We start from the raw sequence: 23,753 nt of genomic DNA on the forward strand, positions 1-23,753 counted from the left end.
TTTTCATATATTAAGAGAAACATTCAAGTATCCCAAATATAAAGTGATCATCAAGATAATAAATTCAGAATAATATATAATGTAGGTTAGAAGAAAGTTTATTATTAGTATAATGAGAAATTTTTAAAAATTTTTTAAAGAGAAAATATTCTAATATTTTTTTCCTTAATGATTGATTTGTAAAAAGCCATAATAATATTATTAAGTTTAAAACTGGAACTTTAGATTTTAGGGAAGTTTGATCGTCTTTAAGTTACATTGTTTTGTTATTAGGAAAGGTTGTGGTCGGTAGTGATGATGGTTTGACCTTATCTTTAAGAAAAATTATCCAAATATGTATAATACTTTTATTGTGCAACGATTATGGTCTTTGTTATTGCTGTTGTGAGTATTAGAGTATAGGCTTTTTAAAGAGTTGTGATGTGTTTGAATGAAGAGAGGTATTTTTTAATATTGACGTGCAGTCTATTTTGGTGATTTAAAAATGCTTGTTCATATGAAAATAAGCAAAAAGTTGAAATGAATAGGCACACTTGCTATAAAATTTTATTATAAAGAACCATTTGTTTTTGAACACTGGTGTTATTTTCCAAATACAACGGAGAAAGTTATGGCCAATGTAGTAGTTGTCGGCACACAATGGGGAGATGAAGGCAAGGGTAAAATCGTAGATTGGTTGTCTGAGCGGGCGGATATTGTAGTAAGATATCAAGGTGGGCACAATGCTGGTCATACATTGGTTATTGATGGGATTAGTTATAAATTATCACTGTTACCATCTGGTGTAGTTCGTGGAAAGCTATCAATTATCGGGAATGGTGTAGTTATTGATCCCCATCATTTTGTTGCAGAATTAAAAAAATTACGTGCTCAGGGTATAAAGATTACACCGGAAATTTTGCGTGTTGCTGAAAATGCTCCTTTGATTCTTTTTGTGCATCGTGATCTTGATACAGCTCGGGATAGTAATGTTTCTGGTTTGATAATTGGTACGACAAAACGTGGTATTGGTCCTGCTTATGAAGATAAAGTAGGTCGCCGTTCCATACGAGTAGTAGATTTGGCAGAGGCTGATACTTTAATGCCAAAGATTGAAAGGCTTATGGGGCATCACAATGCTTTACGTCGTGGTATGGGGGTTGCAGAAATTGATCCACAAACAATTTATGACGAATTGATGCAAGTCGCAGATGAAATTTTACCCTTTATGGAGTGTACGTGGCGTCTTTTGGATGAAAGTTACCGTATAGGGCGGCGTATTCTATTTGAAGGTGCACAGGGTGCATTATTGGATAATGATTTTGGAACTTATCCCTATGTAACCTCTTCTAATACAGTTGCTGGGCAGGCTTTTATTGGCTCTGGTTTGAGTCTTAGTTCAATTCATTATGTATTGGGTATTGCAAAGGCTTATACAACGCGTGTGGGAGAAGGACCATTTCCGACGGAAGAAATGAATAAAATTGGTGAATTTCTTGGAGAGCGCGGAAATGAATTTGGTGTTGTGACTGGTCGGAAACGTCGATGTGGTTGGTTTGATGCTGTTTTAGTGCGTCAGATGGTGACTATTGGTGGCGTCAATGGTCTTGCACTGACAAAGCTTGATGTTTTTGATGGTTTAGATGAAATTAAAGTTTGTATTGGTTATGAACTTGATGGTAAAAGAATAGATTATCTGCCATCCTCTATGGGAGCGCAAGCCCGTGTTCAGCCTATTTATGAGACATTAGAGGGTTGGAAAGAAACAACAGCGCGTGTATCAAATTTGACAGAACTACCAGCGCAAGCTATCAAATATGTGCGCTATATTGAAGAATTAATTGGTATACCAGTAGTTTTATTATCAACTAGCCCTGAGCGAAAAGATACAATCCTCATTGCTGATCCTTTTGGGGATTAAGTTTTATCTTATACCTTAATGATAGCAAAAATAAGCATCTAAGACTATATAATAGACAAGGTACAAAATAGCGTTGTTTATTTTTGTACTCATCTAGATTGCTATATCGTTTCTACTAATGTCAATTACGTTAGTTGAGGGCTAAAGTAATGAATGATTAGCGCTTTAATTTTGTAAACTGAGGAGTTTTCCTCTTAAGTTTAAGAAAGACTATACAGAATATGATAGATTTCGTTGGGATCTTAAAAAATAAAATTAATGCGCAAAAAGATATTACGCCCAGATTACGTAAACAAATTTATGAGCATGCTACTAAAACATTAGAGCATACAATCGTAAATATGAAATTGCCAAAAGAAGCAATAGAAGCGCAAAGAAGTGCTTTGCAAAGTGCTATTACGATTGTTGAAGAGGAATATTTAGCTGTTGAAAAAGAACAACTTTCTTTAATTATAGGATGGAATTGTACAGACAGAAACAGTGGTGAGAAAAATGAGCAAAGCTCTATATCATCATTAGAAAATAATGCTTCGGTTTTGGCTACAGAAAAACAGCAACAATTATCTATTCCTCATTTAGTTGATAATGAGATTTGTGATGAGGCATCTGTAATGTCAGATATACCGGATGCGGAACTTGTTAAGTTAGACGCTTTTAATGCCCATGAAAAGGATCAGAATATTAAAAAAGATATGTCTAATAATGCTCTTTTAGTGTCTACTTCGCAAGTGGATAATGCTCATATTGTGTCACATATCTTTTCGCAAGCTTTACGGCGCGCTAATCGTTCATCGCTGCAGAAGCATATTTTAGTAAGTGTTGTTTCTTTTTTTACTATTATTATTTTGTTTAGTGGTATTTTTTTTGTTAGTGGACGCATATTTATATCGGGCAATAAAAATTTGCAGGAGAAAAATATTCAAACGTCGAACGCACTACAGAAAGCAACTCAAACAAATCGAAAATTAACACAACGCTTATTAGAGGATGGAAGTGAGGTTGATGTTGGTCCAGCTGAAAGAACCGAATCTCCAAGTGCAGAAGGGACATCAACAGTTGTTGCAACTAATTTAAAATCGTTTGGGCAGGTAGGTGAGGCTGTATTATATCAAATGGCTACCAAACATGATTCAGGAAAAGCAACGACGGGTAGTGTATCATGGTCATTGATAACAGAAGATTCTGTTAAAGGGATTCAAGGAGAATTGGCTATAAGAGGTGATATTACAATTCCAGATGAAGGGTTATCATTACGGTTAACTTTACGTCGTAATACTGATGAAGCTTTGCATGCCGCTTATATTATAGATCTAATTTTTATTATTTCTGATAAATTTTCAGGACAAGCAATCAATAATATTAAATCATTGACTTTTAAGGAAAGTGGAAAATCGATCAGTCAAACTTTAGTTGGAACTGTAACTGCTAAGATTGATAATGATTTTTTCGTTTTTGCATTGGTTGGCAATCACCCGTTTCTTGATAGAAATTTACAGCTGATACGTGATCTAGATTGGTTTCATTTAGTGATAAGCGATAAAAATGGCCGTATGCATGAATTAAATTTTGCAAAAGGACCAGCAGGCCAAGCCATTTTTAAAGAGGTTATTGGAAAATGGCTTATGAAAGAAAACAATCATAAGCCTTTGATGTAAAAAACACTGAAGTTGTTCTCAACCTACTTTAAATAAATCATTTTGTAGTATGAATATACGTTATGATGCTAAGTTTCTTTTACTTTTCAGATTTATGCAAATCAACCTGATTTCGTACTTTCTTCTGGAATAAAGCAGAGGTTGTAATGAAATTTTGTATTTTTTCAAATGCGCGCGCTTCAATCTGTCTAACGCGTTCTCTGCTAATGTTAAATTCATTTGAGAGTTCTTCTAGCGTTAGCGGATCATCTCTTAAACGGCGAGCTTTAAAAATACGTTTCTCGCGTTCATTAAGATTATCCATAGCGTGTATTAATATGGAATAACGATTCTCTAATTCATTTTGCTCAATTAAAGTTTGTTCTTGGTTATTTGAATCATCAACTAACCAGTCTTGCCATTCATAACTCTCACCTTTATTTGTAAGAAGAGGAGCATTAAGAGAAGCATCACCATTAAGTCTACGGTTCATTGATACCACTTCATCTTCTGTAACTTTTAATCGTGTTGCAATTTCTTTAACTTGTTGCGCATTGAGATCACCGTTATCAAGCATCTGAAGTTTATTTTTTAATTTACGAAGATTGAAAAAAAGACGCTTTTGATTAGCAGTCGTTCCTATTTTCACTAAACTCCATGATCGCAGAACATATTCTTGAATTGATGCTTTAATCCACCACATTGCATAAGTTGCAAGCCGAAAACCACGTTCTGGCTCGAAACGCTTAACAGCTTGCATAAGTCCAATATTTCCTTCTGAAATAACTTCTCCAATGGGTAAACCGTAACCTCGATATCCTATTGCAATTTTCGCTACAAGACGTAAGTGACTGGTTACCAATTTATGCGCTGCTTTTGGGTCATTATACTCACGATAACGCTTAGCTAACATGTATTCTTCTTGTGGCTCAAGTACTGGAAAACGGCGAATTTCTTCTAAATAACGGTTCAGACCATTATCATTTGCTATAAATGATGGTAAATTTATATGGGCCATAGAGCACCCTCCTTTTGCATGAATTCCCTTAAAGGCGAATTTTATTTACAAACATTATATATATAACACATTTCTTTCTTTATTTACACTATTATAATTCTTGATTTTATTCGAAACTGGATATTTTATTATAAAATCTTGTAATGATTAAAGGTTTCAATTAAGTTTTTTTAAATGGTTGAGAAGGTCAGCCAGATCTTTTGGAAATGGCGAGGAAAAAGACATAATTTCACTGTTAGCTGGGTGCTCAAAGGTAAGACTAGTTGCATGGAGCGCTTGCCGATTAAACTGATCGATTGTATTTTTAATTTCAGGATCAAGAGTATTTGATTTTGTTTTAAAAGCGTTTCCGTATACTTTGTCTCCTATAAGGGGATGACCAATATGAGACATATGGACGCGAATTTGGTGTGTGCGCCCGGTTTCTAGACGACATTCTAGAAGACTAGCCAAAGATGTTGTATCATTACAGGTTCCGTATTTTTCTAATAGAGAAAAATGCGTAATAGCACGGCGAGCATGAGCATATTCACTATGAACAACAGTGCGCTTTGTTCGATCACGAGAAGAACGAGCAAGGAACGTATCAATTGTCGCAATATTGCGATTAGGAGAACCCCAAATGACAGCATGATAACGTCGGTCTAATGCGCTAGTTCGTCCATGATCAGCAAATTGTGCATTAAGGTTTCTATGAGCAAGGTCGTTTTTAGCGATAACCATAACACCGCTTGTGTCTTTATCAAGACGATGAACAATACCAGGACGCTTAATACCTCCGATACCAGATAAACTATCACGACAATGATAAATAAGTCCGTTTACTAAAGTTCCTGTCCAATTACCATTGCCAGGATGGACAACAAGACCAGCTGGTTTATTAATAACAATAATATGATTATCTTCAAACAAAATATCAAGAACTAGAGCTTCACCTTGAGGTTGTGCCTCATTAGGAGTCGGTATTGTTAATTCAATGATTTGATTAGATTTTAATTTTGTTTTTGGTTCCTTTATTAATTGACCATCAATTTTTAAATAACCCTCGCGGATTAGAGTTTGCAAACGTGAACGTGATAATTCACCTTTATATTGTTTAGCGAGCCATTGATCAATTCGTTGTCCACATGCATTTTCATTCGTTATGTGTTGTGTCACTACATGATCCTCTTTTTGAGGTTTTTTATGGGATTTTTTACCAATATGAAATCGCTTTGGTATCTAAAAATTCTTCAATTCCCCAACGTCCACCTTCACGAGCACGTCCAGATTGTTTTACACCCCCAAAATAACTGCCATCAGGCAAATCGTATCCGTTAATTTCTACCATACCAGAACGTAGTTGTGTAGCAATACGTTGACATCTATTTCGGTCTTGTGATTGTATATAATTGGTGAGACCATATTCTGTATTATTGGCTAAGGTTATAGCTTCTTCCTCTGTATTAAAGGGAATAATTGAAAGAACTGGACCAAATATTTCTTCTCGGAAAATACGCATGTGCGGTTTCACATCAGCAAAGACTGTTGGCCGTACATAATAACCTCTTTTCATATTTATAGGGAGACCTGTACCACCAGCAACAAGAGTTGCTCCTTCGTCGATTCCAGATTGAATAAGCGCTTGAATTTTATCGTACTGTTGTTTTGATACTACGGGACCAATATGATTTCCTGATTGAGAACTTAGTCCTACTATTGTTTTTGCAGCAATATGTTGTGCTATTGTTACAGCTTTATTATAGATCGAATGCTCTACAAGCATACGTGTTGGTGCATTGCAGCTTTGCCCACTATTATGAAAACAGTCGTTTACGCCACGTTGAATCGCATCATCAGAAGCATCAGCAAAAATAAGATTAGCCCCTTTCCCTCCTAGTTCTAAGCAGACCCGTTTTAAGGTATCACTAGCATTTTTAGAAATAGCTTTTCCTGCTCTTGTTGAGCCAGTGAAACTGATCATTTCTAAATCTGGATGTGAAGATAAATAAGAGCCTACATTGATTCCATCACCGTTGATTAAATTAAAAACACCAGCAGGTAAAGCAGCTTCATCTAAAATTTCAGCGAAAAGCATTGCAGAAAGAGGAGCAAGTTCAGAGGGCTTTAAGATCATAGTACAGCCAGCCAATAATGCAGGAATAACTTTTAAAGTTATTTGATTCATGGGCCAATTCCATGGTGTAATCAATCCGACAACACCAATAGGGTCATATTGCAAAACTGCATGATTACAGCCTTTTATTAAAACTTTTTGAAAAGAAAAGTCTTTGAAAGCTTTAATAAAATTGCGAATATGGTAGCTACCAGCAGCAGTTTGAGAATTTCGCGCCATATCAATAGGTGCACCCATTTCCATTGAAATAGTTTTGGCAATATTTTCAGAGCGTTTTTCGTAAATTTCTAAAACTTTTTCAATAAAGGCAAGACGTTGTTTTGGTGTAGTTGTTTTCCAATTTTGAAAAGCATTTTTGGCAGCTGTAATTGCTTTATCTACGTCTTTGATATTCCCAACACTAATAACAGCACAGATTTCTTCTGTTGATGGGTTAATAACATGAAGATCATTGTTTGTATTTGGATTTTCCCATAGACCGTTGATATAAAATTGTCTCTTATTTAACATAATCTATTTACCATTTCTTTGTCTGTAAATTATAGAATACAGTTTGCTTTTGTAACAAGAGGTTTTTCAATGAAAAGCGAACAGGTTTAAAGCATAAGAGCAGTATCACATTACCATATCAGTGAATTATATTTTTCTTTAATTAATTTCTTTTATTGCGAATTTTAAAAAATTTAACGTTTGGCAAAAGGTTATTAACCTTCATAATATAAAATTACGTATTCTCTTTGTAAAATAATTATTCTCATTTCTATAATTTGTTGGTTATCATGCGTCATTTGAAAACAAAATCTATTTCTACGTCTTGTCCTGCTGATAAAAGTGAAGAAGATGTATCAAAAAAAGATTCATCAGCGAATGTTGTTGAAATGCTTTCTTATCCTGCGGTGTGGAAAAAAGCATTTTCTCTTGGGCAGAACGTACGTTTTACCCGAACACCAGAAGTAGAGATTTTGCGTCGTCGTATAGAAACAGATCCAATTTTTGCAAAACAATTTAAAGGTTTTACGGGGAAAAAGCAGCAAAGATTTACGGATATGACGAAATTAGATAGGGTGGAAATGGAATCTCAATTGACAGAAAATGAAATAAATATTTCGTTGTCTGAAAAGAAAGCATCGCTTTATTCTTCAGCTGCTTTTAAACAATTTATACAACAGACTATGGTTACGCCAATTAAAGAAAATAGAGTACATCATTCATCTGTGATAGAAGAAGAAAACGTAACCCAAAAAACAGATCATACGTTATATCTATCTGATTATTTGTCTGATGATGCATTTTTTGAGTGCGATCCTTTTATATTAGGACAAATTAATCAGAAGACTTCAAGAGAAGAAGCATTGGTTAATTTTATTCATAATAAAGATTTATTGGAGACTGATTCTGTTATTGATGAATCAATTACTGCTTTTTATCGTGTGTTTGAATTTCATCATCCTCAGCTTTGTAATATGGGTGAATCAAAAGCTTCAACAGGAGAGATCAAGGATTCTGAAAAATTTTTTGATTTGAATTATACGGAAAGTGAAGTTGTTCAAGAAATTCAAATGTGTCATGTTGAATCTTCTTTGAAAGACGAAGATAATGAAGTTATAAAGAGCCAAGATTCTTCTGTTGTTGAAGAATCTATTTATGAAGCAAACAATATAACGGATGCTGTAGCGCATAATAACTTGTCCCATGTTACTGATTGCATAACAGTAAGAGAGGATATAGTGAATGCTTCTCCAATGAGAGAAAAAGAAAGCGGACAGAAAACGACAGGTGTACCATTTCGTGGTCGTGATTCAGCTTTTATACCAAGTTTGCATTCTGTAAACTGCGGTGCTTATGAATTTCCTCCAATTGATTTATTACAAGAACCTGTTTTTAAGGATGGCGCAATTATTTCGCAAGAAACATTGGAGCGTAGTGCAGGGCTTTTGGAAAGTGTTTTAGAAGATTTTGGCATTAAGGGTGAAATTATTCATGTTCGCCCAGGGCCAGTGGTAACAATGTACGAATTTGAACCAGCAGCTGGGGTTAAATCATCACGTGTTATTGGCCTTTCTGATGATATTGCTCGTTCTATGTCTGCTATTTCTGCTCGTGTTGCTGTGATTCCTGGACGGAATGTTATTGGAATTGAGTTGCCAAATGCAGTTCGTGAGACTGTTTATTTGCGCGAATTAATTCAATCAAGTACTTTTGGTGATAGCGAATTTAAATTAGCTCTCGCTTTAGGGAAAGGGATTAATGGTGATCCTGTAACAGCAGAATTGGCAAAAATGCCTCATTTATTAGTTGCTGGAACGACAGGATCAGGAAAGTCAGTTGCTATTAATACAATGATTTTGTCGATTCTTTATCGACTTTCGCCAGAGCAGTGTCGTTTGATTATGGTTGATCCTAAAATGCTGGAATTATCTATTTATGATGGTATTCCGCATCTTCTAACACCTGTTGTAACTGATCCTAAAAAAGCTGTAACGGCTTTAAAATGGGTGGTTCGTGAAATGGAAGAACGTTACCGAAAAATGGCTAAATTGGGTGTACGTAATATTGATGGTTTTAATGCACGGGTTGCGCTTGCTGTGGAAAAAGGTGAGACAATTATGTGTACTGTACAGTCGGGCTTTGATAAGGAAAGTGGAGAAATACTTTATCATGAAGAAACTATGGATTTGACACAGTTGCCTTATATTGTTGTTATTGTTGATGAAATGGCGGATCTCATGATGGTGGCAGGTAAAGAGATTGAAGGCGCTATTCAACGTTTAGCACAAATGGCTCGGGCTGCTGGTATTCATCTTATTATGGCTACACAGCGCCCTTCTGTTGATGTAATTACAGGCACAATTAAGGCAAATTTTCCTACTCGTATTTCTTTTCAAGTTACATCGAAAATTGATAGTCGTACAATTTTAGGTGAACAAGGTGCTGAAACCCTTTTAGGGCAGGGAGATATGCTTCACATGGTTGGTGGTGGCCGTATTGTGCGTGTGCATGGACCTTTTGTTTCTGATAAAGAAGTAGAGTCAGTTGTTGCACACCTTAAAAAGCAGGGGAAACCTGATTATTTAGCAACAGTAACAGATAGTGAGGAGGATGATGACGATTCTGAAGTTGCTGATTCTGTTTCTGAAATTGTTGCAGCAGGAAATTCTAGTGAAGATGGTGAAGAGCTTTATGTGCAAGCAGTTAAAATTGTATTGCGTGATAAAAAATGTTCAACGTCTTATATTCAGCGTCGTCTTTCAATTGGCTATAATAAAGCGGCTGCTCTTGTAGAACGAATGGAAGAGGAGGGTATTGTTGGGGCTGCTAATCATGTAGGGAAACGTGAAATTTTGCTTAGTAAGTGATTTAAAAGCGATATTAATATCTTATAACTATCAGATCTATATTAGAGCTAAATGATTCATTTTTAAAAGCTCATATTTTATGGTAAATCTTCATAAGATTGAATAAAAAGTGGTAGAGTAAAAGAACTATTTGAAGATTTCAGTTTAATAAATTGTCACCCATCTATTCTTATAGAGGAAAAACAGACTTCAAAATTGTAATGAGAGATAACAGTTGCAATAGAGACGATAAGAAATTGTACGAACGATATAGCTTTATGATCAAATAGATAGTAGGCATTGTGTAAGCGCTTATTGGAACCGGTTTCGATTTTATTAGGTGCCAAATAATGTAAAAGGGATTGGGAATCAAACTTATTAGTTTAAAAACTTAATCACGGAACAAAGGTCAGAATTATTTTTCTATGTTCCATGATTAAAGAGCTATATATGTAAACTTATTTTTTATTGGCTAATAAATCGCGGATTTCTGTTAAAAGTTTTTCTTCAAGAGACATGTCTGTTGGATTTTCTGCTTCTTTTTGTTGACGGCGAATTTTATTGATACCTTTGACAAAAAGGAAAAGAACCCAAGCAATAATCAGAAAATTGATAAGAAGTGTTATAAAATTTCCATAGCTAATGGTTGCTCCTGCTTCTTTCGCAGCATTTAGGGTTGCTTGTTTTTCACCTGCGAGTTGAATAAACATATTAGAGAAGTCAATACCACCTGTGATAAGACCAATAACTGGCATAAAAATATCATTAACAATTGAATTAACTAGACCACCAAAAGCGCCTCCTATAATGACACCGATAGCTAAATCAATCATATTTCCTTTTAAGGCAAATTCTTTGAATTCTTTAAGCATTGTGTTTTCCTATTTATATTTGCGATGTATAACAATTTTAACTATCGCTTTTAATAAAAAAGAAAAGAGTAATTTTAATTTTCTTGCTCAATTATAGTGTAGATATCAACAATATTTTACAATATTCTTATGATAATGAAAATGCTCTACTAAATGTTTTATTTTACGCTAATATTAAAGATATTTTATAGTGAAATACCTATATTAAAAATCATGAAAATATGTTAGATGTATAAGTTCACTTCGATGATTTATCTGACTTTTTCAATATTTATAAGAGTAAAGTTAATCCCTTAAATTATATTGTACATTTTTGTACTATAGAGATTTATTTTATCATTTGTATGCTATTTTGTCTTTATTGGTGGTTTTTGATGTCAAAAATTTCAATAAAATGCAAAAGATAGATTTTATTGTATAAAGGCAGATTTATGGGTTTCTTTCGTTGTATTGGTCGTTCCGCTTTATTTATGTTAGATCCAGAGCGTGCGCATCATTTAGCTATTTCTGGATTAAAAAGTGGACTGGGTTGTTGTCAAAAGATTTTTGATAAGCGTTTATGTGTCAATATTTTAGGACTTACTTTTGAAAATTTTATTGGCCTTGCTGCAGGCTTTGATAAAAATGCAGAAGTTGTAGATTCTATTTTACGCTTAGGGTTTGGTTTTACTGAAATTGGTACAGTTACACCAAAACCACAGGTTGGGAATCCAAAACCACGGCTTTTCCGCTTGATAGAAGATGAAGCTATTATTAATAGAATGGGTTTTAATAATGACGGATACCAAACTGTTTATCGTAAGCTTTGTGCACGGAAACGCGTTGGTATTGTAGGAGTCAATATTGGTGCGAATAAGGATGCAGTAAATAGGATTGACGATTATGTTTCTGGTATTGCTTGCTTTTACGATGTTGCTGATTATTTTGCGCTTAATGTTTCTTCACCTAATACACCAGGTTTACGTAATTTGCAGATCCGTGATAGCTTGCATTTTTTGATTCAAGCAATTTCGCAAGCGCGTAGCGAACAAAAGGAAAAACATGGATTCTCTATTCCGATTTTTTTGAAAATTGCTCCTGATTTGACGGAGAAGGAATTAGATGATGTGGCTCAAGAAATAAGTGCTTCTGATTTTGATGGTTTAATTATTTCTAACACGACTCTTTCGCGTAGGGGACTCACAGATAGCAGGTGGATTGATGAAGAAGGTGGGCTATCAGGACGTCCATTATTTGAACGTTCTACTATTGTTCTTGCAAAAATGCGTAAAAAATTAGGAAAAGATATTGCAATTATTGGTGTCGGTGGTGTGAGGGATGCACAAACAGCTTTGGAAAAAGTTAAAGCTGGTGCAGATTTGATACAAATTTATAGTGGAATGATTTATGAAGGACCAAATATTGCTGTAACCATTATGAAAGAAATTTTAAAGTTGATGCAGCAAGAGGGTGTTGATAATATAACAGCTTATCGCGATTATAATGTTGACAATTGGGCAAAATGTGCACTCTCTTTATAATAAAATTGTTGTTTTTTGATAAAAAATGTAAGTTTTGTTTAAAGGGGCTTGCAAACTCTTTTGATCTTCCGTATGTCACACAAACAAAAAGTAAGTATTTATGCGGTTGTAGCTCAGTTGGTTAGAGCGCTGGTTTGTGGCACCAGAGGTCGTAGGTTCAAATCCCACCAACCGTACCATTTTTCACTGTGTTTAGTAAAATTAAACGGTATTTTAGAAAACCGTTAGATGTATTTTCCTTGATAAGCGTTATTATGTTCTTTAAATAAAAATTAAGCTGATGCAATTTTTGCATAATATTGATTATATAAAATGATGTTATAACAAAGAGAGCTGAGTTTTTTTGAATTGGTGCGTTATGACTGTGAAAAAGTAAACAAATGAAGAATGAAAATTGTAAGTCTATTTCTGATTTTCTTGAAAATTTACGTGGTGTAAAGGATTGGAAACAAGTTTCACAATGGCTTGCATTTCGCAACGTAGAGGATATCGAGTGTATTACACCCGATCAAGCAGGGGTAGCACGTGGCAAGATGATGCTTTCTAAAAAGTTCACGTCGGATACATCATTAGCATTACCTTCGTCTGTTTTTATGTCAACAATTTCAGGAAACTATCCAGAAGATGGCAATGGTTTTGAGTATCCAAAAGCAGACGGTGATTTACGCCTTGAGCCTGATCTTTCTACATTGACCATTGTTCCATGGGAAGAGGCTCCTACAGCACAAGTGATTTGTGATCTTATCTATCAAAATGGACAGGCTGTTGAGTATACACCGCGTAATGTTTTGAGAACAGTGATTGATTTTTATACTCAGATGGGTTTAAAGCCAGTTGTTGCACCAGAAATTGAATTTTATTTTGTACAAAAGAATCCCGATCCTGATTATCCTTTGGTATCTCCAGTTGGTCGCTCTGGGCGTGCAATTGGGGGAGGGCAAGGATATTCAATTGCTGGTGTGAATGAATTTGATGAAGTGATTGATGATATTTATCATTTTTCAGAAGCACAAGGATTAGAAATTGATACACTTATTCATGAAGAAGGGGCTGGTCAATTCGAAATTAATTTACGTCATGGTGATCCTATTGAATTAGCTGACCAAGTTTTTATGTTTAAACGAACTATCCGTGAAGCAGCACTTAAACATAATATGTATGCAACATTTATGGCAAAGCCTATCCAGGGGCAGCCAGGATCTGCTATGCATATTCATCAATCTGTGATCAATCAAGAGACAGGTGCGAATATTTTTACAAAAGAGGATGGTGGAGAAAGTGTATATTTTCGCTACTTTATTGGTGGATTACAAAGGCATATGGCAGGAGCTCTTGTTATGCTTGCTCCTTATGTTAATTCTTATCGGCGGCTCATGCCTGGAATCTCAGCACCGGTGAATTTGCGATGGGGATATGATAATCGTACAACAGCTTTTCGTGTGCCAAGTTCTGTTCCACAAGGACGGCGTGTTGAGAATAGAATTCCTTCATCAGATGCTAATCCTTATTTGGCACTTGCAGCTTCTTTGGCTTGTGGCCTCATTGGTTTGCAACAAAAAATTGAGCCGGATAACCCAACAATAAAAACTGTAAATGCTGATAATATCGAATTACCGCGTGGTCTTATTGAAGCTGTTAATTTATTTGAACAAGATAAAGAATTGCGTGCTATTTTGGGAGATACATTTGTGAGCACTTACGCTGCTATTAAACGACAAGAATTTGAAATTTTTATGGAAGTTATTAGTCCATGGGAGCGTGAATATCTTCTGCTGAATGTTTAAGTATTTCTATTATGAGTGATTATAATCCCGTTTCTCCTGGACATTCTTGGTATGAAGATACTTTAAAAGAACGTCCTTCGTATCCATTCGTTGACGAACAAGCACAGTGTGATGTGGTTATTATTGGAGGTGGTTTTACCGGGCTTTCAGCTGCTTATCACTTAGCTAAAAATGGAGTTAGTGTTATTTTATGTGAGGCTTCACGTTTTGGCGATGGAGCTTCTGGAAGGAATGGGGGGCAATTGGGGACAGGGCAACGACAATGGGTAGAAACGTTAGAGAAAAAATACGGTTTTGAAAGAAGTAAAGCACTGTTTGATTTAGCTGAAGAAGCTAAAAAAGATATTTTTTCTTGGTGTAGTAGGCCTGATTGTAAAATTGATTTTATGATAGGGCAGCTTTCAGTTATCCATAAAAAACGTGAAATTATAACTTATCAGCAGCATGTTGAGACATTACAGCGTTATGGTTATTCTAACCTTACTTTTATGAATAAAAATGAAACCGCTGAGCGACTTGGCTCATCTTTTTATCATGGTGGTCTCTATGATGCAGAAACTGGTCATATCAATCCTTTAAAATTTGTTGTTTGGTTGGCAAAAAAAGCAAAAGAGGCTGGTGCTAAACTTTATGAAAAAACCCAAGTAACAGGGATAGAACGAAAGAGAAATCAGTATGTAGTAAGAACAGAGTTGGCGAACATTACGGCTGAGAATGTTTTATTAGCAACCAATGCCTATAAACTTGGGCTCCAACATTTTGTTGAGAAGAATATTGTTTCTATTCGCTCATATATTGGAGCGACAGAGCCATTACCAAAACATAGTTCAATTCTTTCAAACGGTGAAGCTGTAGATGATTCTCGTTTCATGGTTCGTTATTTTCGCAAAAGTATTGATAATCGCTTATTATTTGGGGGAGTAGAAAGTTATGATCATCGGTATCCGGCTAACTTAAATGAGCGTATATATCGGCAAATTATTGAAATTTATCCTCAATTACGGTTTATAAATTTAACTCATTGTTGGGGGGGGACAGTAGCTATTACAGTTGAACGTATGCCTTATGTTCGCCAAATTATGCCAGGTTTTACTTATTGTGGAGGATATTCAGGACATGGGGTTATGCTGGCCCCCTTTATAGGGAAATTATATGCTGAATGGTTGTCTGGAAAGCATGAGCGTTTTGCATATTTTCAAGATTTAAAAATTTCTTCTTTTCCAGGTGGAAAATTTTTGCGTTATCCACTTATATTTTTAGCTATGAATTGGTTTTCGTTGATGGATCGTTTTTAATTAGTCATGATTTGAAATGAAGAAAGTTAATGATTTATTTCGTGTCTATCTGCTTTGTAGTATGGTTTTTGTAAGACTATATTTATATGATTTATGAAAAGAGGTAAGTGATAGAGAAACATTATAGTTCGTAAGATTATGATGAATAATTTTTTATAAACGAAGACAATTTTTATTTATAGATAGATAAGAATATGTCTAAATTTTCTGTGATTTTATAACTTATTTTTCATAATACTTTTCATATGCATGTAAAAAAATTCTAATCGGTTAAATAGTTATCTATAATTTGATAATGAAGGATTCAGTTTCAATAAATCTGTAGTTTTATTATATATCATGAAATCTGAATTTTCAGATGCGTTTTCTGAGAATAATTTCTAGCGTTTGTGAACGCTTATTGATTGGGGTTATATGCAAAATAAAACATTTTTTGTGCATTGTGATGAAGTTATTGGATGTTGGATTGACCCAATTCTTAAAGAATGAAAGACAATCAGCCCTTCTATGCATGAGCAAATTCTCGTTCATTGAGAGGATATTTATTTTAACTATTTTGAATGAACGTGATAGGTGCGTGTAGAATAACTTATTTGGGATGATAATAATGTATGAAATGAATATCAACCGTTTAAATTTTGAAACACCTTCTGCTTTAGCATTGGCGTTAACGGATAGGGTTGCAGCAGAGCTTAGCATCTCTATTCTTGAGCGTAAACAAGCAATTTTAGCTGTTTCTGGTGGAAAAACACCAGAGCTGTTTTTTCATTATTTGTCGAAAGTTGATATTGATTGGCAAAATGTTATTATAACTTTGGTTGATGAACGCTTTGTCCCTGTTAGCGATGAGCGTTCAAATGAGTATTGTGTACGGCGTTATTTGTTACAAAATTTTGCTGCTAAAGCACGTTTCGTAGGACTTTATCATAAAGCAGTGACTGCTGAGCTTGCGGCTTTTTCAGCGGCTAATCGTGTGAACACTTTGCCTATGCCGTTTGATGTTACTGTTTTAGGAATGGGTATTGATGGACATACTGCTTCTTTTTTTCCAGATAGTGATCGTTTAGAGCAAGCCCTTGATCTCCAATCACAAGCACTTGTTTTACCTATTTATGCTAGGAGTGCTATTGAACCAAGATTGACATTGACTTTGCCGGTTATAATTCAATCTCGTTTTATTGCTCTTCATTTTGAAGGGGCTCAAAAATATGCTTGTTTCGAAGAAGCTTGTCAAAATGGATCTGAAATGGAAATGCCTATCCGAGCAGTTTTGCAGCATGCCCGTCACCTGATTCAAGTCTACTGCTCACCTGCCGAAGATGAAATATAAGAAGTAAAAAATAATGAAAATATCGTAAAATGAAATGCTTTTTCTGACAATTAAATATGCAAGTTAATAAGAAATAGAGATATTTTTTCAAAAACAATTTCTATGGTTAAGTAAGGTGTTTGTTAGCATTTTATGCTGGCGCTGAAATCTTCTTTAGCTTGAGATGCAAAGAAAACTTCTCTCAATGTATTATTGGTGGAAATGATTGCGCTGCAGATGATTATATATTCAAAGTATCCAACAACAATCCATCTCTTATAGCATTAAACACTTTTGATGATATTTCTGTTGTGTTGATGGAGAGCGGTAATGCGATTTTCTGTGATGTTTATAGGATTATTTAATCATTGCAGGTAATCAGGTAATTGAACGTCGGAATATCATATCGTAAGATCTTTTAATAATAGATATAGCATAAATATACGTGCATTATATATGAATATCAGTACGCTGTGCAGCTCAAAAATATTTTCTATTATAGCATTATTAAAATATAAAAATTTATTATTCATGTAATAAAGGTGCGTAAAATTTTTAGAATTCTGGTACAGGTAATTTATGGGTTCGGGCGGCAGCCTTAAGCGTATTGACCATAAGCATGGCAATGGTCATAGGGCCAACACCTCCTGGCACAGGAGTTATGGCAGTAGCTATTTCCCTAACTTCTTCAAAATCAACATCGCCAACAATACGGGGTTTCATTGTATTTTTTTCTGATGTTTCAATTCGATTAATACCAACATCGATAATAACTGCTCCTTTTTTAACCCATTCCTTTTTAATCAACCTTGGACGACCAACAGCTACTACTAAAATATCAGCACTACGGCACACTTCATCAAGATCACGGGTACGACTATGCGCAATTGTTACTGTGGCATTGACGGCTGTTAAGAGGGCCGCCATGGGTTTGCCAACAATATTAGATCGTCCGACGATGACGGCATCAAGACCGGATAAATCTTTGCCACATTTTTGTTGAATCATCATCAAGATCCCAGCTGGTGTGCAAGGAACGATTGTGTCTTCGAAGATGTTTGCTGCAAGTTTTCCTATATTTATATAGTGGAAACCATCAACATCTTTCTCGACAGCGATAGTTTGTGTTATATTGTTTGTATTGATGTGAGTAGGGAGAGGCAGTTGCACCAAAATGCCATGGATTTTAGGATCAGAATTTAATGTTTCGATAAGCTGAAGAAGCTCTTTTTCTTTTGTTTCTTTGGGCATCACATGTTTGACTGAAAGAAAGCCGCATTCTTCAGCCTTTTTACTTTTTGATGAAACATAAATTTGGCTTGCGGGGTCGTCTCCTACAATAATAACAGCGATACCAGGTTGTATTTTATAATTATTGTAGAGTTTTTCTGTCTCATTTTTAACTTTGACAAGAATGTCTTCGGCAAGTTTTTTGCCATCAATAATATTATCCATAAGAGGGATCCTTTCGATAAGGCTATTTGGTTTTGTATAAAGCATTTACTGATTATAAAATAGAGTTTTATAGCAATGTTTAAGTTGGAATAAAAAAAGCGGCTCAACGGTTCTTATGTGTTTTTTTAACATGATGAAGGTATTTAAAATGAATTGTTTGATGAAAAGATAATAATATCTCTGTTCCAATAAGATTTCGATAAAAATGGAAATAATTCAACTTTTAATATATATAAATAGATTTCAAGATCCTAAAAAATTTTCTGAACTTTCATTTTATTTGATTTTAGTTTGTGATAAGAACGAAAGCTTAGAGGAAAATTGTGCGCATTAAAATAATAAAATTTTTAAGTGGAATTTTTATCGCAATTGTTTTTTTAGTTGGGGCTGCAGTTATTATTGTGCCCTATATTGTATCAACAGACGCGATTCGTATCCGTTTGGCACAGGATTTAAGCGTATGGACTGGCTATAGTGTTCAATTACGTGATCTTCCAAAATTGAAAATTTTTCCTTATCCAAAAGCATTTCTTTCAGGAGTTACTTTAACACCAAAAATGGAAAGTGCTGCATCTTTAGCTGCACCTTTAATGGAAGTAGAATCGATAGAAGTTGATCTTTCTTTGGTTTCTCTTCTTTGGGGGCGTATTTCTTTTTCAGAAACACGAATTATGTATCCAAAATTTATTATGGATAAACCTGCTAAAACGATATCTGATTTTTTTGATACACTTTTGCGATCACAAGGTGCATTCGGTTTGGCAATACAGAGTGCTCGTGAAATTATTAAGCGTAATCCTGATAATCCAGATGTAGCGAGCCTTTTAAATCAACCTTTTGGGCGTATTGTTATTGAAAATGGTACATTGATGTATCGTGATGATGCTTCTGTTGTAATGGAACAAATAACAGGATTAAATGCATCAATAGATTGGCCTGGATTAACACAGGCAATGCAGTTTCGTGCAAAAGCTCGTTGGCATGGAGAGCTGACCGAATTATTCATTAATGCTGATCAAGCTTTGTTGCTTTTAGCAGGAGGAAAAAGCTCACTTCAGGTGAGTTTCAATTCTGTGCGTGGTGGTATAACTTTTAAGGGACAGGCACGGTTATCTGAATATTATATTTTTGATGGGAAGGTTTCGCTGCGTTCTCCTGGTTGGGATCAGACAGTCGCATGGATTGGTGGTAATCAGCTTTGGGGGCATGGGTTAAAGATGCCTATTGTATGGGAATCTGATTTTTTAGCACAGCCGGCACATGTCCGAATGAGCAATGTTATATTTACAATGGGCACAGCAAATGCACGTGGAGCCTTAAAATTTGATTTTAAAAATCACGTACCTGTTCTCATGGGGTCTTTAGGTTTTGATAAGCTTGATTTTGATATTTTGAAATTGTTACTTTTTTGCTCTGAACAGAAAAATGAATTTTTTGATGTCGCTTTTTTAAATCGTATAGGATTAGATATACGACTTTCCGCCCCACAAGCAAAAATAGGTGGTATTGCATTAACCGATTTGGCTGCAGTAATCCAAATTAAAAATGGACATGGCATTTTTGATCTTGGAAATGTAAATATTTTTGGTGGTTCTATTCAAAGTAACATCCAGATTATTCCAGATGGTAAAAGAGCAAACATTAAAGGAAGTGCTACGGGCACTTCTGTTGATGCGCATGCTATTTCATTAGCTTTAGGACTTTTTCCACTTTTACAAGCAAAAACCAACTTCATTATGACAATGCAGATGTTTCCTGGTTGCTGGCCAAAAATTCTTACTCAGATGCAAGGGCAGTTAACATTGAATATGTTTTCTGGTCAAGTGATAGGGCATAATCTGAATGATTTGCAAAATAAACTTTCAAAAAATGAACAGTTTCTTTTAACGTATGATCAGAAGCATTCAATAGATTTTGATCGTTTGGATATTAAGGCGAAATTGTTAGATGGTACAATATCTGTAACAGAAGCATTAATGCATACTAAAGATTGGAATTTGTTTATTCATAGAGCTATAGAAACTTTTGACACTAAGAATGGACAGAATGATTTGATATTACGAGCAAAATTGCAGAAAAATAATCGTTCAGAGACTATATGCAAAGATATTGAGTGTCTCAATAACAGTCTTGTACAACCTTTAATTTTTTCATTCAGTCCCACAGAGAAAATTTTCGGTAATTTTTTCGTCAAGAAAAATATTCATGAAAATTAGTATTTTTTCATTATTAGGTGGTAATGTGAGGAATATTTAGGAAATATTGTTTTATATAAAATTTTAAGAATATACTTACGTGTCTATTTATGCTAATGTATCTACATTGTACTGAAGTGAGTAGAAATACAGTAGCCATCTTGGATAATTGCGCAAGTCTCATCTGCTCCAACTGAACTAATTCCTATAGTAACTAGAATAAAGGCTAGAATTGAGGTAATAGTGATAATTGTAGCCTTTTGAACAGACATATTTCTCTCCAATTACAAGGTGGTTTATCAGTACAATACTGTTATTATTAATTATGAATTTTTATGAAACTAAAAATCGTTTAACATTTTATTTGTTCCAGCTATATCTTATAAAAGTAAAAAAATTTTATCTTTCTTTCATAATTTAGTTTTTATAGATTTTATTTTTTATTGATTATTCTTTATTGCTGCACTCTTTTGACGATTTTAAAAAGCTCTGGTAAAAACTTTTTATGCGTGCAAATTATAAATTGAAAAGACTATTTGTTCGGCAATTATTGGCTTTAAACGAAGAAATAGTAATAGAGGGGCAACAAGCTTCTTATCTTATACATGTTTTGCGTATGAAAGAAGGCGCTGAGATTTTGCTTTTTAATGGACAGGATGGTGAATGGCTTGCCAAACTTCTTTTTATTAAAAAAAAAATTGTGGTGGCTCGTCTTATACGTCAAGAGAGGTTGCAGCCAATACATTCGGATCTTTTTTATTGCTTTGCTCCCCTTAAGCATATGCGTTTGGATTATGTGATACAAAAAGCTGTAGAAATGGGGGTATCTGTTTTATATCCCGTTATAACCCATCACACACAAGTTACTCGTATTAATATGGCCCGTATTAAGGCCAATATTATAGAAGCTTCTGAACAATGCGGTATTTTATCTTTGCCGAAATGTGCACCTGCTGTATCATTAGAAACATTTTTAGAAAATTGGGATAAAACGCATGCTTTATTTTTTTGTGATGAATTGAACGAATCGTATAATCCAATTCCTCTTTTAAGAAAGCATGGAACAAAGCCTTTGGGCGTTCTTATTGGTCCAGAAGGTGGTTTTAGTGAAGAGGAGCGAGTTTTTTTAAAGAAATATCCTTTTGTATTTTCTGTATCATTAGGCCCGCGTATTTTGCGTGCTGACACCGCAGCTGTTGCTGCACTAACTCTTGTTAATGCTACGATGGGGGATTGGTCAATTGGTCAAGAGACTTGCAATATCATTCAAAACAATTCATTGAAATAGTATACTTAGATAATAGGATAAATAATTTATGGCACTTGATACAACTGATGAAAGTGAAATTAACGGCTTAGATTCTTTAGTCCGTTATTTCGAAGAGGGCTGTAAAACAGAGGATGATTGGTGTATCGGTACAGAACATGAAAAGTTTCCATTTTATTTAGATAGTTTGCGTCCTGTTCCATATGAAGGCGCAAGAGGAATCCGAGTGTTATTGGAAAAAATGCAAGGAGCTTTAGGATGGGAGGCTATTTTAGATGAAGGGAATATTATTGGAATCCTAGGATCAGTAGATCAAGGCGCTATTTCTTTAGAACCTGGGGGACAGTTTGAGTTATCTGGGGCACCCCTGAAAACAATTGGTCATACTTACTGTGAAGTCATGAAGCATTTAGAGCTTCTCAAAAAAATTTCACAGCCGCTAGGTATTGGTTTTTTAGGTATGGGAGCTAGTCCAAAATGGACATTGGATGAAACACCAAGAATGCCCAAATCACGTTACCAAATTATGACCAATTATATGCCAAAAGTTGGTCATAACGGTCTTGATATGATGTATAGAACAGCAACTATTCAGGTGAATCTTGATTTTTCATCTGAGACTGATATGCGACGCAAAATGCAAGTAGCAATGAAGTTACAATCTATTGCAACAGCATTATTTGCTAGCTCCCCTTTTACTGAGGGGCGCCCGAATGGTTTTTTATCTTGGCGTTCTCATGTTTGGCATAATACTGATAATCAGAGAACAGGAATACTCCCTTTCGTATTTTCTGAGTATTTTGGTTTTTCTGATTACGTTGAATGGGCACTTGATATACCAATGTATTTCGTTGTGCGTGATGGGCATTATTATGATTGTACGCATATAACTTTTCGCCAATTTATGAATGGAGCTTTAAGAAGGCAGATTGCGAATTTCGCACCGACGATAGGAGATTGGATTAATCATTTATCGACTTTATTTCCAGAAGTACGGTTAAAACGCTTTTTGGAAATGAGAGGCGCTGATGGTGGTTCTTTACAGCATATTTGTGCATTATCTGCTTTTTGGGTTGGTCTTCTTTATGATAGTGAGGCACTAAATGAAGCAGAGGCTTTGACGAAAGATTGGTGCTTTGAAGAAGTTTTAGAAATGTATACACGCGTTGCTAAAGAGGGGCTAAAAACACCTTTTCGTCAGACTATAATTTTAGAATTAGCACGTCATGCCCTTGCTATTTCACGTAAAGGTTTAAAAAATCGCCATCAGTATGATATTGACGGTTTTGATGAGACAGATTTTCTAGCTCCTTTGGAGGAAGTGGTAGCAATGGGAAGAACAAATGCTGATAAATTTTTATCTAATTATCACTCTATTTGGGGTAGGTCTGTGGAGCCAGTATTCTTAGAGTATGCTTATTAAATTATTTAAAATCAAAAAGCTCTTTTTGTTAATAATCTACATAGTATAATTATTATTTTTTATATTTAGTTTCAGCACAGCCTTATATCTGAACGATTCAGATTTATATGTATAATGTTCATATAAAAAATAGGGATATAAAACTCTACCGACACAAAGAATCATAAAGAATACTTTGCATATAGTTACTTTGTCCTATAAGATGAGTGTAATGATTTCCTAAAAAATAACCAAATTATTTTATAATACTTAGCCATTAAAATAAAACAGTTTGCATTACAAAAGCAGTTACGCACAAACTTCCACACTTATTTATGTTTTCAGTTAAACTACTGTATTATATCAATAAAAATAGGCTTATCGCGCAGAACAAGTACGACTGCCACTGATCAGCCCTTCTCTTTGTGCATGTTTACGAGCAAGTTTACGTGTGCGGCGAATAGCCTCTGCTTTTTCACGAGCACGCTTTTCTGATGGTTTTTCGTAGTATCCACGCATCTTCATTTCACGAAAGATACCTTCACGCTGCATCTTTTTTTTCAACGCACGCAATGCTTGCTCAACATTATTATCACGAACGAGTACCTGCACAACTTATCCTACTTTGTTTTAATATTAAAAATAAATAAG

General features: G+C 34.9%; 17 protein-coding genes and 1 tRNA gene. 11 read left to right on the top strand and 7 right to left on the bottom strand.

Going from position 1 to position 23,753, the window contains the following annotated elements; translation table 11 throughout:
* The first annotated feature begins 610 nt into the window (after positions 1 to 610).
* Positions 611 to 1,900 (top strand): adenylosuccinate synthase, encoded by a 1,290-nt coding sequence (locus BA1379B_RS00505; RefSeq protein ID WP_035005682.1) that lies wholly within the window; start codon positions 611 to 613, stop codon positions 1,898 to 1,900.
* Positions 1,901 to 2,121: 221 nt separating this feature from the next.
* The gene (locus BA1379B_RS00510) at positions 2,122 to 3,555 is read left to right on the top strand and encodes a hypothetical protein (RefSeq protein ID WP_078673540.1); all 1,434 of its coding nucleotides are present in this window, start codon (positions 2,122 to 2,124) and stop codon (positions 3,553 to 3,555) included.
* 79 nt (positions 3,556 to 3,634) lie between these two features.
* Here BA1379B_RS00510 and rpoH read toward each other — a convergent pair whose 3' ends face one another.
* From rpoH to BA1379B_RS00525, 3 genes are all read right to left on the bottom strand, one after another.
* A complete protein-coding gene (rpoH, locus tag BA1379B_RS00515; protein ID WP_078692280.1) occupies positions 3,635 to 4,552 on the bottom strand; it encodes an RNA polymerase sigma factor RpoH in 918 nt (305 codons plus the stop codon).
* A 156-nt stretch (positions 4,553 to 4,708) separates the two neighbouring features.
* Positions 4,709 to 5,710, bottom strand: coding sequence for an RluA family pseudouridine synthase (locus BA1379B_RS00520; RefSeq protein ID WP_035005687.1), 1,002 nt, complete (start codon positions 5,708 to 5,710; stop codon positions 4,709 to 4,711).
* Between the two features lie 37 nt (positions 5,711 to 5,747).
* A complete protein-coding gene (locus BA1379B_RS00525; protein WP_078673543.1) occupies positions 5,748 to 7,178 on the bottom strand; it encodes an aldehyde dehydrogenase family protein in 1,431 nt (476 codons plus the stop codon).
* A 269-nt stretch (positions 7,179 to 7,447) separates the two neighbouring features.
* Here BA1379B_RS00525 and BA1379B_RS00530 point away from each other — a divergent pair, with 269 nt between their 5' ends.
* Positions 7,448 to 10,024, top strand: a complete 2,577-nt coding sequence (locus BA1379B_RS00530) for a DNA translocase FtsK (RefSeq protein WP_078692281.1) — start codon at positions 7,448 to 7,450, stop codon at positions 10,022 to 10,024.
* A gap of 437 nt (positions 10,025 to 10,461) precedes the next feature.
* Here BA1379B_RS00530 and mscL read toward each other — a convergent pair whose 3' ends face one another.
* Positions 10,462 to 10,875 carry a large conductance mechanosensitive channel protein MscL gene (gene mscL / locus BA1379B_RS00535; protein ID WP_035005692.1) on the bottom strand — a complete coding sequence of 138 codons (414 nt, stop codon included), beginning with the start codon at positions 10,873 to 10,875 and terminating at the stop codon, positions 10,462 to 10,464.
* A 431-nt stretch (positions 10,876 to 11,306) separates the two neighbouring features.
* On the opposite strand from mscL, the gene BA1379B_RS00540 reads away from it, so the two are divergent.
* The 5 genes from BA1379B_RS00540 (at position 11,307) to pgl (ending at position 16,804) form a co-directional block, all read left to right on the top strand.
* The gene (locus BA1379B_RS00540) at positions 11,307 to 12,395 is read left to right on the top strand and encodes a quinone-dependent dihydroorotate dehydrogenase (protein ID WP_078673545.1); all 1,089 of its coding nucleotides are present in this window, start codon (positions 11,307 to 11,309) and stop codon (positions 12,393 to 12,395) included.
* 102 nt (positions 12,396 to 12,497) lie between these two features.
* A tRNA-His gene (locus BA1379B_RS00545) sits at positions 12,498 to 12,574 on the top strand.
* A gap of 201 nt (positions 12,575 to 12,775) precedes the next feature.
* On the top strand, positions 12,776 to 14,179 hold the full coding sequence (locus tag BA1379B_RS00550) for a glutamine synthetase family protein (RefSeq protein ID WP_035005695.1): 1,404 nt from the start codon (positions 12,776 to 12,778) through the stop codon (positions 14,177 to 14,179).
* Between the two features lie 11 nt (positions 14,180 to 14,190).
* Complete coding sequence (locus BA1379B_RS00555; protein ID WP_078673546.1) at positions 14,191 to 15,474, top strand: NAD(P)/FAD-dependent oxidoreductase; 1,284 nt, start codon at positions 14,191 to 14,193, stop codon at positions 15,472 to 15,474.
* Between the two features lie 607 nt (positions 15,475 to 16,081).
* A complete protein-coding gene (gene pgl / locus BA1379B_RS00560) occupies positions 16,082 to 16,804 on the top strand; it encodes a 6-phosphogluconolactonase (RefSeq protein ID WP_078673547.1) in 723 nt (240 codons plus the stop codon).
* Positions 16,805 to 17,338: 534 nt separating this feature from the next.
* Here pgl and folD read toward each other — a convergent pair.
* Positions 17,339 to 18,238 carry a bifunctional methylenetetrahydrofolate dehydrogenase/methenyltetrahydrofolate cyclohydrolase FolD gene (folD, locus tag BA1379B_RS00565; RefSeq protein WP_078673548.1) on the bottom strand — a complete coding sequence of 300 codons (900 nt, stop codon included), beginning with the start codon at positions 18,236 to 18,238 and terminating at the stop codon, positions 17,339 to 17,341.
* Between the two features lie 323 nt (positions 18,239 to 18,561).
* Between folD and BA1379B_RS00570 the strand changes: the two genes are divergently transcribed.
* A complete protein-coding gene (locus BA1379B_RS00570; protein ID WP_078692282.1) occupies positions 18,562 to 20,454 on the top strand; it encodes an AsmA family protein in 1,893 nt (630 codons plus the stop codon).
* A 101-nt stretch (positions 20,455 to 20,555) separates the two neighbouring features.
* Here BA1379B_RS00570 and BA1379B_RS06770 read toward each other — a convergent pair whose 3' ends face one another.
* On the bottom strand, positions 20,556 to 20,705 hold the full coding sequence (locus BA1379B_RS06770) for a hypothetical protein (RefSeq protein ID WP_167884991.1): 150 nt from the start codon (positions 20,703 to 20,705) through the stop codon (positions 20,556 to 20,558).
* Between the two features lie 233 nt (positions 20,706 to 20,938).
* Here BA1379B_RS06770 and BA1379B_RS00575 point away from each other — a divergent pair, with 233 nt between their 5' ends.
* Both BA1379B_RS00575 and BA1379B_RS00580 read left to right on the top strand, forming a co-directional pair.
* Entirely contained in the window at positions 20,939 to 21,721 is a 783-nt protein-coding gene (locus tag BA1379B_RS00575; protein ID WP_078692283.1) for a 16S rRNA (uracil(1498)-N(3))-methyltransferase, read from the top strand.
* 28 nt (positions 21,722 to 21,749) lie between these two features.
* Positions 21,750 to 23,123 (top strand): glutamate--cysteine ligase, encoded by a 1,374-nt coding sequence (locus BA1379B_RS00580; protein WP_035005703.1) that lies wholly within the window; start codon positions 21,750 to 21,752, stop codon positions 23,121 to 23,123.
* Positions 23,124 to 23,480: 357 nt separating this feature from the next.
* Here the strand turns inward: BA1379B_RS00580 and rpsU are convergent, their stop codons facing one another.
* Positions 23,481 to 23,714 carry a 30S ribosomal protein S21 gene (gene rpsU, locus BA1379B_RS00585; RefSeq protein WP_035005704.1) on the bottom strand — a complete coding sequence of 78 codons (234 nt, stop codon included), beginning with the start codon at positions 23,712 to 23,714 and terminating at the stop codon, positions 23,481 to 23,483.
* Between the last annotated feature and the right edge of the window lie 39 nt (positions 23,715 to 23,753).

Source organism: Bartonella sp. A1379B, assembly GCF_002022485.1.
GTDB classification, from domain to species: domain Bacteria; phylum Pseudomonadota; class Alphaproteobacteria; order Rhizobiales; family Rhizobiaceae; genus Bartonella; species Bartonella rochalimae.

Excerpts from the sequence above, each read along its gene's own strand:
- BA1379B_RS00505 (WP_035005682.1), top strand. The coding sequence starts at position 611 with ATGGCCAATGTAGTAGTTGTCGGCACACAATGGGGAGATGAAGGCAAG.
- BA1379B_RS00510 (WP_078673540.1), top strand. The coding sequence starts at position 2,122 with ATGATAGATTTCGTTGGGATCTTAAAAAATAAAATTAATGCGCAAAAA.
- rpoH (WP_078692280.1), bottom strand. The coding sequence starts at position 4,552 with ATGGCCCATATAAATTTACCATCATTTATAGCAAATGATAATGGTCTG.
- BA1379B_RS00525 (WP_078673543.1), bottom strand. The coding sequence starts at position 7,178 with ATGTTAAATAAGAGACAATTTTATATCAACGGTCTATGGGAAAATCCA.
- BA1379B_RS00530 (WP_078692281.1), top strand. The coding sequence starts at position 7,448 with ATGCGTCATTTGAAAACAAAATCTATTTCTACGTCTTGTCCTGCTGAT.
- mscL (WP_035005692.1), bottom strand. The coding sequence starts at position 10,875 with ATGCTTAAAGAATTCAAAGAATTTGCCTTAAAAGGAAATATGATTGAT.
- BA1379B_RS00540 (WP_078673545.1), top strand. The coding sequence starts at position 11,307 with ATGGGTTTCTTTCGTTGTATTGGTCGTTCCGCTTTATTTATGTTAGAT.
- BA1379B_RS00550 (WP_035005695.1), top strand. The coding sequence starts at position 12,776 with ATGAAGAATGAAAATTGTAAGTCTATTTCTGATTTTCTTGAAAATTTA.
- BA1379B_RS00555 (WP_078673546.1), top strand. The coding sequence starts at position 14,191 with ATGAGTGATTATAATCCCGTTTCTCCTGGACATTCTTGGTATGAAGAT.
- pgl (WP_078673547.1), top strand. The coding sequence starts at position 16,082 with ATGTATGAAATGAATATCAACCGTTTAAATTTTGAAACACCTTCTGCT.
- folD (WP_078673548.1), bottom strand. The coding sequence starts at position 18,238 with ATGGATAATATTATTGATGGCAAAAAACTTGCCGAAGACATTCTTGTC.
- BA1379B_RS06770 (WP_167884991.1), bottom strand. The coding sequence starts at position 20,705 with ATGTCTGTTCAAAAGGCTACAATTATCACTATTACCTCAATTCTAGCC.
- BA1379B_RS00575 (WP_078692283.1), top strand. The coding sequence starts at position 20,939 with ATGCGTGCAAATTATAAATTGAAAAGACTATTTGTTCGGCAATTATTG.
- BA1379B_RS00580 (WP_035005703.1), top strand. The coding sequence starts at position 21,750 with ATGGCACTTGATACAACTGATGAAAGTGAAATTAACGGCTTAGATTCT.